The 11,142-nt window shown below is 34.7% G+C and carries 8 protein-coding genes; 1 reads left to right on the forward strand and 7 read right to left on the reverse strand.

Annotated features, from left to right (window positions below):
• Positions 1 to 1,303, reverse strand: a 1,303-nt coding sequence (locus WBY99_RS08995; RefSeq protein ID WP_423975995.1) for a DEAD/DEAH box helicase, incomplete at its 3' end; no start/stop codon positions are given.
• A gap of 214 nt (positions 1,304 to 1,517) precedes the next feature.
• Here WBY99_RS08995 and WBY99_RS09000 point away from each other — a divergent pair.
• Positions 1,518 to 3,668, forward strand: a complete 2,151-nt coding sequence (locus WBY99_RS09000) for an outer membrane beta-barrel family protein (protein ID WP_423975996.1) — start codon at positions 1,518 to 1,520, stop codon at positions 3,666 to 3,668.
• Positions 3,669 to 3,744: 76 nt separating this feature from the next.
• Here WBY99_RS09000 and guaA read toward each other — a convergent pair whose 3' ends face one another.
• The 6 genes from guaA to purM form a co-directional block, all read right to left on the reverse strand.
• Positions 3,745 to 5,274: a glutamine-hydrolyzing GMP synthase gene (gene guaA / locus WBY99_RS09005; RefSeq protein WP_423975997.1), complete on the reverse strand. Its 1,530-nt coding sequence runs from the start codon at positions 5,272 to 5,274 to the stop codon at positions 3,745 to 3,747.
• A 459-nt stretch (positions 5,275 to 5,733) separates the two neighbouring features.
• The gene (gene purD, locus WBY99_RS09010; protein ID WP_423975998.1) at positions 5,734 to 6,969 is read right to left on the reverse strand and encodes a phosphoribosylamine--glycine ligase; all 1,236 of its coding nucleotides are present in this window, start codon (positions 6,967 to 6,969) and stop codon (positions 5,734 to 5,736) included.
• A 96-nt stretch (positions 6,970 to 7,065) separates the two neighbouring features.
• Complete coding sequence (purH, locus tag WBY99_RS09015; RefSeq protein WP_423975999.1) at positions 7,066 to 8,583, reverse strand: bifunctional phosphoribosylaminoimidazolecarboxamide formyltransferase/IMP cyclohydrolase; 1,518 nt, start codon at positions 8,581 to 8,583, stop codon at positions 7,066 to 7,068.
• A 334-nt stretch (positions 8,584 to 8,917) separates the two neighbouring features.
• The gene (locus WBY99_RS09020; RefSeq protein WP_423976000.1) at positions 8,918 to 9,232 is read right to left on the reverse strand and encodes a hypothetical protein; all 315 of its coding nucleotides are present in this window, start codon (positions 9,230 to 9,232) and stop codon (positions 8,918 to 8,920) included.
• 191 nt (positions 9,233 to 9,423) lie between these two features.
• A complete protein-coding gene (gene purN / locus WBY99_RS09025; protein WP_423976001.1) occupies positions 9,424 to 9,987 on the reverse strand; it encodes a phosphoribosylglycinamide formyltransferase in 564 nt (187 codons plus the stop codon).
• A 44-nt stretch (positions 9,988 to 10,031) separates the two neighbouring features.
• Entirely contained in the window at positions 10,032 to 11,021 is a 990-nt protein-coding gene (gene purM, locus WBY99_RS09030; protein ID WP_423976002.1) for a phosphoribosylformylglycinamidine cyclo-ligase, read from the reverse strand.
• Positions 11,022 to 11,142 lie beyond the last annotated feature (121 nt).

The raw sequence follows: 11,142 nt of genomic DNA on the forward strand, positions 1-11,142 counted from the left end.
CTCCAATTTTTTTCGGAATTTTTCTTGCATGGGGACCGCCCCAGTTTTCCTTTTTGTTTTTGTCTTTTTTCTCGTGAAATGCGCCGCCACCTTCTTCTAATTTTACGGTATGCGCATTTTTCATCACCACCTCATCTTTTTCAGAAGCTATTTTTACCGGATTAATTTTAACTTCTGCAGGGAAATCCTTAATGATTACTGCTTTATCCATTAAAACTTCGATATCCAATAATTGGCTTTCTTCATTTTTAGTAACAAAAGAAACGGCAATCCCATTTTTATCAGCACGCCCCGTTCTACCAATTCGGTGAATATATTGTTCGGGAACTTCCGGGATTTCAAAATTGATAACATGCGTAATATCCGAAATATCCAAACCTCTCGCCATAATATCGGTCGTTATCAAACCTCGAACTTCTTGTTTTTCAAAAGCTCGCATCGCATTCAAACGGTAATTCTGTGATTTATTGGAGTGAATTACATCAAATTGATCCGGGAAAAGTTCCTCAATTTTAGTATAAAGTAAATCAGCGTGTTTTTTATTATTACAGAAAATCAATACTTTAGAAAAATCGGCATCGGTGTTCAATAAATTTTCAAGAAGATTAATTTTGGTATTAAAGTTTTCTACTTTATAAGCAATCTGTTCAATTTTTTCAATCGGTGTTCCAGATTTTGCCAATGAAATTTCTTTAGGACCTGCAAAGTATTCGTACAATAAAGCATCAACCGCTTCCGTCATGGTTGCAGAAAAAAGAATATTTTGTCTTTTCTCTTTCATCATTTGGAAGATGTGCGTCAATTGTGCTTTGAAACCCAAATTCAGCATTTCATCAAATTCATCGATGATTAATTTATTCACTTCTTTTAATGAAATTGCATTATCAATCGCCAAATCCATTACTCTTCCGGGGGTACCGACCAAAATATCGCAACCATCATTAAAAAGTAATTTTTGGGTTTTGATATTTTTTCCACCATAAATACCGATTACTCTTGCGGTGATATTTTGCGTTAAATTCTCCAAAATTCCAGCAACCTGAACCACCAATTCTCTGGTAGGAACGAGAATCAAAACGGTAGGGTTTCCATTTTTGTTGTATTTCCAATTTTTCAAAACGGGTAACAAATACGCCAAAGTTTTTCCGGTTCCGGTTTGAGCAATTCCCATCACGTCGCGACCCGACAGAATAGGTCCAAAACTTTTTTCTTGAATAGGAGTTGGTTCAAATAAATTTTGATCTGCTAAAACATTCAGAATTTTCTCTGGTAAATCGAAATCGGCAAAAGTGGTTTTTTCCATTTTGCAAAGATAGTTTTTTTGGTTTTAGTTTTTGAACCATAAAACTTTAGATTTTTTTATTCAAAAAAGTTATAAAAATTTTCTTTATATAATTTTTTAAAACATTAAAAAAATCAGTAACATTCCGCCATTACCATTGACTAATCTTAAAAAATTGGAAGTAGATGTAATAAAACGCAGCTTTCAATTGTTTATAAAAAAACAAACTATTTGCATGAAAATCATTATTCTTTCTACCATTATTCTTGGTTCAACTTTTCTTTCGGCGCAGTCTAAAAAAGACACCATTAAACAAAAAAACATTCAGGAAGTCGTTGTAATTGCCAAAAAACCTACGGTTGAAAGCAAAGCCGATCGCACGGTTTTCAATGTTGCCAATAGTTCTATTTTGGCGGGAAACACCACTTGGGAAGTTCTTCAAATGACGCCTTTAATTAGTATTGATAATAATGATGTCATCAAAGCGGAAGGCGAAAGTGTAACGCTTTATATTAATGACCGAAAATCGATTTTTACAGGGAAAGAATTAAAGGAATATTTAAAAACAATACCTGCGGAAAATCTGATGAAAATCGAGGTGATTACAAGCCCGTCTGCTAAATATGAAACGACGGGAGAAGTGATAAATATCGTTTTGAAAAAGCTATTGAATGAAGGATTAAAAGGAAGTGCAACATTTAATAATTCACAAAATGCGAAAAATTCGCAATATTCTAATCTGAATATTAATTATCATAAAGGCAATTTCACCCAGTCTTTTTCAGGAAGTTATGGTGATAATACTAGAATTTCTAAAAACAGACGTGAAAATTTTATTTATGCTAAAGATTCCTTAACAAAAATCGCTACAGAAAGCACAGAATTGGGAAAATCGCCTTCTTTTTCGTCCGCTTCGGAATTAGAACTTAATGAAAAAAATACGATCGGATTGATTTTAGAATTCGCACAAAATAATAGAAACAGTTTTTCTAATGCTTTGGGAAACAATTACGTACATAATATCTTACAAAATTCGTACACGCAAGATCAAAACCTAAGTGGCTACAGCCGAAATCTCGGAAATAATTTGTTTTATAAATATTATGACAAAGAAAAAAATAAGATCCTTGATATTAATGCGGGATTTAACTACGATTCTACGGTTGATACGAACGATCGTATTCTTAATTCAAGCAATAATCCAATTCCCACAGGAAGCAGAATTATCGCCAATAATGAAAACAGAGAATATTATTTGAAGGCAGATTACTCCCAAACCCTCGGGAAATCTGATATCGCTTTTGAAGGTGGCGGAAAAATGGATTTTCGAAATAATGCAATTCCGTACGATTATTCTAATCTAACCAACAACGAATTTATTTTTGACGAAAACAGAAGCAACGATTTTCATTACACGGAAAATCTAAACTCTCTTTACGTTAATTTCTCAAAAACTTTTTTCAAAAAATTAGAAACTAGAATCGGATTGCGTTATGAATATATTTCGTACAAAATCAGGCAAAATGTGGGTAATATTGAGAGGACAAATTCTTATGGAACATTTCTCCCCAATTTGCTTTTAAAATATTCTTTCTCCGAAAACTATAACTTAAGCGCAACCTACAATCACAATTTGTGGCGGCCGTGGTACTCGGAATTTAATCCTTTTTTAATACCAACTGATGATGGAACTTTTTACCGCGGAAATATGGATCTGCAACCAAATCCAAGTGATAGAATTGGTTTGAAACTGGGTTTATTCAAGAAATATTTCATTTCTGCCAATTATTCATTTACCAATCAGGATTATTGGGATACTTATATTATTGAAGATAAAAAAACGATTTCAATGCCGGTCAATTTTAATGGAAAATCTGAGCGGTATTCTTTGAACTTCAATACGAATCAAACATTTCTTAAAAATAAATTGAGTGTAAATCTCAATTTGGGACTGAATTATAGCGACAATAGTGATTTCAATAAGAAAAATAATTTGGATATTAAAAGTTACTTGACCAACATCAACGGTTCATCAAATATTTCATACACCAATCTTTTCAATAAAGACATTAATATCAATGCTTGGGTCGGAGTATTTACGCAAAACAATGGAAATACGCTTAATAATAAACCCAACGTTTTTCATAATATGTCGGTTACCAAAATCTTTAAAGATCTCGGGTTAGAAACAACTTTAAGGCTTGTTAATCCCTTTGCAAAACTAAACTTTGATAATACCACTTATGCACCGATTGGGACTTTCAGAAATTTTTCGCAAGTCGATTATCACGGAGTTTCGATCACCTTAGTGAAACGTTTTGGTAATCAAAAAGTAAAAGAAAACACCAAAACTGATGTTGAAAAAGAAAGCGGTGGCGGAAAATAATTTGTAAAAATAAAAAGTAGAAATTAATGATGTTAACTTCTACTTTTTAATTATTTATATCAATCTTAATTGATAATTATTCCCACTCAATAGTTGCAGGTGGTTTGCTCGAAATATCGTACGCAACACGGTTAATCCCACGAACTTCGCTGATGATTCTGCTGGAAACGGTATCTAAAAACTCGTACGGAAGTCGGCTCCAAGTTGCGGTCATAAAATCGGTGGTATTTGCAGAACGAACAACCGCAGTGTATTCGTAAGTTCTTTCATCGCCCATTACACCAACAGATTTTACTGGAAGCAAAACCACAAATGCCTGAGAAACAGTTTCGTATAATTTATTTTTATACAATTCTTCAATGAAAATATCGTCGGCTTCTTGCAAAATTCTGACTTTCTCTTCATCCACTTCGCCTAGAATTCTGATTCCCAAACCTGGTCCAGGAAACGGATGACGATGCACCAAATGATGCGGAATTCCTAACTCCTCGCCTACTTTTCGCACTTCATCTTTAAATAATTCTCTTAAAGGTTCGAGCAATTCGAAATCCATTTCTTCGGGAAGTCCACCTACGTTGTGATGAGATTTTATTACTGATGATGGTCCTTTTACCGATTGACTTTCAATAACATCAGGATAAATTGTTCCTTGCGCTAAAAATTTCGCGCCTTCAATTTTATGAGATTCTTCATCGAAAACTGCTACGAATTCGTTACCGATTGCTTTTCGTTTTTGTTCCGGATCCGAAATGCCTTTTAATTTGGATAAAAATCTTTCGGAAGCATCAATCATTTTAATTTTCAAATTAAAGTGTTCACCGTAATTTTCCATTACTTTTTGTCCTTCATCTTTTCTTAAAAGTCCGGTATCCACAAAGATACATTGCAACTGATCGCCAATTGCTTTGTGAATTAAAACTGCCGCAACCGAAGAATCTACGCCACCGGAAAGTCCGAGGATTACTTTTTGGTCACCCACTTTTTCTTTAATTTCGGCAATGGTTTTGTCGATATAATTGGTGAGTTTCCAGTTTTTTTCTGCGTTACAAATATTGAAAACAAAATTTTCAATCATTTTTGAACCTTCTTCGGTATGCGAAACTTCGGGGTGAAATTGTACGCAATAAATTTTCTTGGATTCATTTGAAATTGCAGAAATCACGTCGGTAGTTCCGTTGATTACAAAACCTTCGGGGACGGTTTCTACTTCGTCGAAATGGCTCATCCAAACGGTTGAAAAACGACTTACGCCGGAAAGCAATTGATTGGATTTTTGAATTTCTAATTTTGCTTTTCCGTATTCGCCTTTTTCACCTTTTTTTACTTTTCCGCCCAAAAGATGGGTTGTTAATTGCATTCCGTAACAAATCCCAAGAACAGGAATGTTTTGCTCGAAAAGTGCTTTGTCAACTAAATGGGCATTTTCTGCATTCACAGAACTTGGCCCGCCGGAAAGAATAATTCCTGCTGGTTTTTTTTCTAAAATTTCTTCAACGGAAGCGTTGAATGGAACGACTTCGGAATATACGCCGAGTTCGCGAATTCGCCTTGCGATGAGTTGGTTATATTGTGATCCGAAATCGAGGATGATGATACCGTTTTGCATATGTATTGTTAGGTGTTAGGTGTTAGGTGTTGGGTGTTAAAAATGTGAGTTCGATTTTTAAGATTTTTTATTTTAAATCATTATTCTTTCACCATTAGGTAATTAAGATTTTCTGTCATTAAATTGAATCGAGCACTTATTTTTCAACCACAAAGTCAAAAAAGATTAATTCAAAAAGCATTAAATAAAAGTTCATAAAGTAGAAATCTATAGATTTTCAAAGGTTTTGTATTCATTTTGAATGTAGGTATTGCACCAATTTTCCTTTGTGAATTTATGGTTTTTTGTGGTTTTAAATTTTATTTTAGATCGTTATTTTCATTGGTATCCGAATTCCTAGCCCTGATCGCAGAGGCATCCTTTTATGGAGCGTTAGCGCAATAAAAAATATAGCGGAGAGCAGGTTCCAGGCTTCTAAAAACGATAATAAAAAAGACGTGAAAAATCACGCCTTATGAATTAAAATTTGCCGATATCGTCTCTGAAATATTCGTAATCGAAGTGGATAATGTCAGCATCTTGGTACACTTTTTTACGTGCTTCTTCGAAAGAATCGCCAGTCGCAACTAAACTTAAAACACGTCCACCAGTGGTTAAAATCTGATTACCTTTCACCCTAGCTCCTGCAAAAAGAAGTTGACTGCTAACTTTCTCGGTATTTCGAATTTCAAAACCTGTCTCGATTTGACGCGGATAGCCACCAGAACACATTACCAAACACACTGCTTTTTTGTCGCTGAATTTTAGTTCGATATCATTTCCTTCGATGCAATCCATAATCACGTCGTAGAGATTATTTTCCATTAACGCCATAATTACTTGCGTTTCCGGATCACCCAATCTCATATTATATTCCAGCAAATAGGTTCCGTTTTCTGTCACCATTAAACCGAAAAAGATAAAACCTTTAAAACGGATATTCGAAGCGTGAAGTCCTGCTAAAGTAGGTTTCAGAATGTTTTCTTCAAAATCTTTTTGATGGGCATCGGTAAATTCGGGACTTGGCGCAACGCTTCCCATACCGCCGGTGTTTGGTCCTGTATCGCCTGATCCTGCTTTTTTATAATCCTTTACGGGAATACAGGGGAATAATTTGTCACCGTTTGAAAAGGCAATAATCGATGCTTCAAAACCTTTTAAATATTCTTCAATCACCAACTGAATTCCAGCATCACCAAAAATTCTTTCGATCATAAACTGATGAATAGTCGTTTCTGCTTCTGCTAAATCGTGGGCAATCACCACTCCTTTTCCACCTGCAAGTCCGCTGGCTTTGATTACCAAAGGAAATTTTTGAGTTCTCACATAATCAATGGCATCTTGGTAAGCTTCAAAAACGACTGCTTTTGCGGTCTTGATATGATGAGTTTGCATGAATTTTTTCGAAAACGCTTTGCTTCCTTCTAATTCTGCTGTTCTTTTTCTAGGACCAAAAATTTTAAGATTATGACTCTTGAATTCATCTACAATCCCCTCTACTAATGGTGCTTCCGGACCTACGATAGTGAGATCTATTCTTTCTTTGATAACCAAATCCCTCAGCCCTTCGATGCCGTCTTCATATACATTTTGTCCCAACGACTCTGTAGTTGCATTTCCTTTTGCAAAATACAATTTAGAAATCCTTTTATCGCTATTGAGCTTTAAAGCGATCGCAGATTCTCTGGCGCCATTTCCTACTATTAAAATTTTCATAGTTTATTATTTGTTTGCTTTTTCAAAATTACTCAATTGAAAATAAATTTCAAATGGAGTTGGAAAAAATTTCCGTTCTAATTCATAATAGCAAAATTAATGCAAAAAGTGTCTCATTCCTGAAAACATCATCGGAATTCCATGTTCGTTTGCTGCTTCTATACTTTCTTCATCTCTCATACTTCCTCCAGGCTGAATGATGGCTTTGATGTCTTCTTTAGCACAAAAATCAACAACATCTCTGAAAGGGAAAAATGCATCGGAAGCTAAAACCAAATCACCGTCGAATTTTAGTTTTGCTCTTTCGATGGCGTGTTGCGTTGCCCAAATTCGGTTCACTTGTCCACCGCCAATTCCTAAAGCTTGAACGCCATTGGAAACTACGATTGCATTTGATTTTACATACTTTACAACACGTTGAGCAAAGAGTAATGCTTTTTCCTGTTCGGTTGTTGGTTTAAAAACGGTAACTGTTTTAATATCATCCGAGAACTGATTATCATTATCTTGAACCAAAATTCCGCCATCAATTTTCACCCAAGTTTGCTGGTCTGAAACTGGATTTTTAATTTTAATAATTCTTAAATTCTTTTTCTTTCTTAAAATTTCTAAAGCTTCCTCATCAAAATCTGGAGCCATTACAATTTCAAGAAAAGTTTTATTGAGTTCTTCGGCAGTTTCAGCATTTACTTTAAAATTCATCCCGATAATTCCACCGAAAATAGAAACAGGATCGCATTCGAATGTTTTTTGATACGTTTCCAAAGCCGAAGTTCCCACCGCAACTCCGCAAGGTGTAGAATGTTTCACCGCGCAGCAAGCCATTTCTTCTTTGAATTCATTTACAACTTTCCAACATAAATCCATGTCGCGGAGATTATTGAAAGACAATTCTTTGCCGCCCAGAATTTCAAAGTCTTTCATTGCGCCATTTTCAATCGTAGAAACATAGTAAGCTGCGGTTTGATGTGGGTTTTCTCCATATCGTAAATCAGAAACTTTTTTATAAGAAGCGTTCAAATATTGTGGATATTCTTCATTCAACAACATTTTCGAAATCGCTGCATCATAAGCTGCCGTTAAATTAAATACTTTCCCGGCAAGTTTTTTTCTTGTTTCTAAAGTCGCATTTCCTGTTTCTTCAATTTCTTGCTGAATTTTTGCATAATCCTCAACGTCGGTAATTACCGTAACGGCATTGAAATTTTTCGCTCCTGAACGCAACATTGAAGGTCCACCAATGTCGATAAACTCTACTTTCTCATCCAAAGAAATATCAGAATTTGCATTTTCGAAAAATGGATACAAATTAACGATGACCATATCGATTAATCCAATCCCGTGTTGCTGAACGGTTTCCATGTGTTCTTTGTTGGTTCGAACCGCAAGCAATCCGCCATGAACTTTTGGATGCAAGGTTTTCACGCGGCCATCCAACATTTCAGGGAAATCCGTGATTTCATCAATTTGAATTGGGTTTAAACCAGCATCTTTCAAATGTTTGAAAGTTCCGCCCGTGGAAACCAATTCGTAATTTTTTTCTTCTAAAAATTTTGCGAAATCTGCGAGTCCGGATTTATCGGAAACGGAGATTAGTGCTCTTTTTTTTGACATTTTTTCTTTCTTTTTACTTTTTATTAGAATCCGTTCTTTCATCAACGGTTGTTTATTTTCATTTCATTGGGTTTTACCAATGCTATTGATGTCGCCACTTCGTGGCTCTACGTTTCGTTTTTCATTTTTCCACGGGCTTCACCCGTGGCTATAGGTTTTCGCCACTTCGTGGCTTCGTTTGGCTTTTAACTATTTCTTCCTATTAATTTAACCAATTCTAAGACATCATCACTTCGTGGCTTAAAGTCTCCTTGGGGATTTAGGGACTTATCGCTTTCGAAAAAATATCATATTCAATCATAGAAATTTCATCTTATTCAAATTGTTCTTTATCTTATTTTGTATCTTCAATTTTCATCGGGCTTGAATGAAGCAATAGCATTTTCCATTTTTTGTTGTCTTTTACTAAGATTGCACTTTCAATGGTTCCCATTTTATTAAAAAAATCACCATTCAATAAAAACTCGGCCGTATTACGATAAGAAATCCATGCTGTATTTTTTGAAAAAGATACCTTCACTACTTCTATATGATTAATCCGCTTAATAGATGTACCGTCTGAATTGTATTTCTGAAATTCTGGAATCACCCCATTTTTCATCAGTTCTTTTACTGCATTTCGATCCGATATTTCACCATCTTCAAGCAATAAAAACCTGATGAATACTAATTATCTACCTCCGAAATATTTAATTTCGACCATATTTCATCAAAAAGAATTTTATATTACTTCTTTAATTTCAATCTCTTTTAGACTTTGTGCCGAAAAAGAGAACATAATGAGAAGAAAATAAATCGAATTTTTTAAACAATTATTCATAGTACTTATTTTTAAAAAAGTTAATATCTTAATACTTTTTCAATTGCTTTCGGGAAAATCTCATATTCTATTTGATGAATTTTTTTCGCTAAAGTTTCTATGTTTTCATCAACATCAACTTTAACTTTTCCTTGAAGAATAATTTCACCTTCATCGATTCCAGAGGTCACAAAATGAACGGTGGCGCCGCTTTCTTGCTCTTTGGCTTCAATTACTGCTTGGTGAACGTGATTTCCCCACATTCCTTTTCCACCAAATTTGGGTAAAAGTGCAGGATGAATATTGATAATCTTACCTTCAAATTTTTCGCAGAATTCTTTATTTAAAATAGAAAGAAAACCCGCTAAAATTATTAAATCCGTATTTTCAGGAATTGCATTTTCTAAATTTTCAGAAAAATCTTTTCCACGCTTTATTAATTGATGAGAAATTTGATGATTCTTGGCTCTTTCTAATCCGAAACATTCTCGGTCTGCAACGATGAGATTTATTTTCGCATCGGAAATTTCTTTAGAATCGATGCAATCTATAATTCGTTGAAGATTGGTTCCGCCACCTGAAACTAAAACAGTTATATTTTTCATTCCTCACCCTAAATCCCTCTCCAAAGGAGATGGACTTTTAAATTTTACATTAAAATAATTTTCTCAGAATTTTCTACGATTTCGCCAATTTCATAAGCGTCATCAAGCAAATCCATTACTTTTTCGGCATGTTTTTCATCAATGACTACAACCATTCCGACTCCCATATTGAAAGTTCCGTACATTTCCATTCGGTCGATATTTCCTCGTTTTTCTAATTCCAACATTACAGAAGGAATTTTAATTTTTGAAGCATCGATTTTTGCACATAAATTTTCAGGAATAATTCTCGGAATATTTTCGATGATTCCACCACCTGTGATATGCGCAATTCCTGCAACTTTGACTTCTTCCAATAATTTATGAATCGGTTGATAATATAATCTGGTTGGAACAAGAAGTGTTTCGTAAAGCGGTTTCCCTTCAAATTCTTCATTAAAATCGGGAAAAATTTTTCTCACTAAAGAAAATCCGTTCGAATGAAATCCTGAACTTGGCAATGCTAAAACTTTATCGCCAACTTTAATTTTTGAACCATCAATAATTTGATCTTTTTCTACAATTCCTACACAAAAACCTGCAACATCATAATCTCCAGGTTTGTACATTCCAGGCATTTCGGCTGTTTCGCCGCCGATCAAAGCGCAATTATTGTCTTTACAGGCTTTCACCATTCCCATCACAATTTCTGCTGCAATCTCAGAATCGAGTTTTCCACACGCTAAATAATCGAGGAAAAAAAGCGGTTTCGCACCATGACACAAAATATCGTTAGCACACATTGCAAAACAATCCACACCGATAGAATCATATTTTTTAGAATCTAAAGCGACTTTCAGTTTGGTTCCAACACCATCGGTTCCACTCACCAAAACGGGATTCTTATAGCCCGCGATTTGATAGAACGCTCCGAAACTTCCTAAATTATTAAGAACATTTTCGTTGTGGGTTTCGGCAACTGCAGATTTTATTTTATCAACGGTTTTGTAGCCTTCTTCTTTATCGACTCCGGCGGATTTGTAGGTATTGCTCATTAGACTTTTAGATTTTAGATTTTAGATTTTAGATTCCAAAACCCTGTTGTTTTTATCTTTTAGCTTTTTTAAAAATTAAAAAACAAAAAAGCCGACAATCATTCAGACGTCGGCTCGTTAT

This window comes from Kaistella sp. (assembly GCF_049588135.1).
In the GTDB taxonomy this organism is placed as follows: Bacteria; Bacteroidota; Bacteroidia; order Flavobacteriales; family Weeksellaceae; genus Kaistella.

Excerpts from the sequence above, each read along its gene's own strand:
- WBY99_RS09000 (WP_423975996.1), top strand. The coding sequence starts at position 1,518 with ATGAAAATCATTATTCTTTCTACCATTATTCTTGGTTCAACTTTTCTT.
- guaA (WP_423975997.1), bottom strand. The coding sequence starts at position 5,274 with ATGCAAAACGGTATCATCATCCTCGATTTCGGATCACAATATAACCAA.
- purD (WP_423975998.1), bottom strand. The coding sequence starts at position 6,969 with ATGAAAATTTTAATAGTAGGAAATGGCGCCAGAGAATCTGCGATCGCT.
- purH (WP_423975999.1), bottom strand. The coding sequence starts at position 8,583 with ATGTCAAAAAAAAGAGCACTAATCTCCGTTTCCGATAAATCCGGACTC.
- purN (WP_423976001.1), bottom strand. The coding sequence starts at position 9,987 with ATGAAAAATATAACTGTTTTAGTTTCAGGTGGCGGAACCAATCTTCAA.
- purM (WP_423976002.1), bottom strand. The coding sequence starts at position 11,021 with ATGAGCAATACCTACAAATCCGCCGGAGTCGATAAAGAAGAAGGCTAC.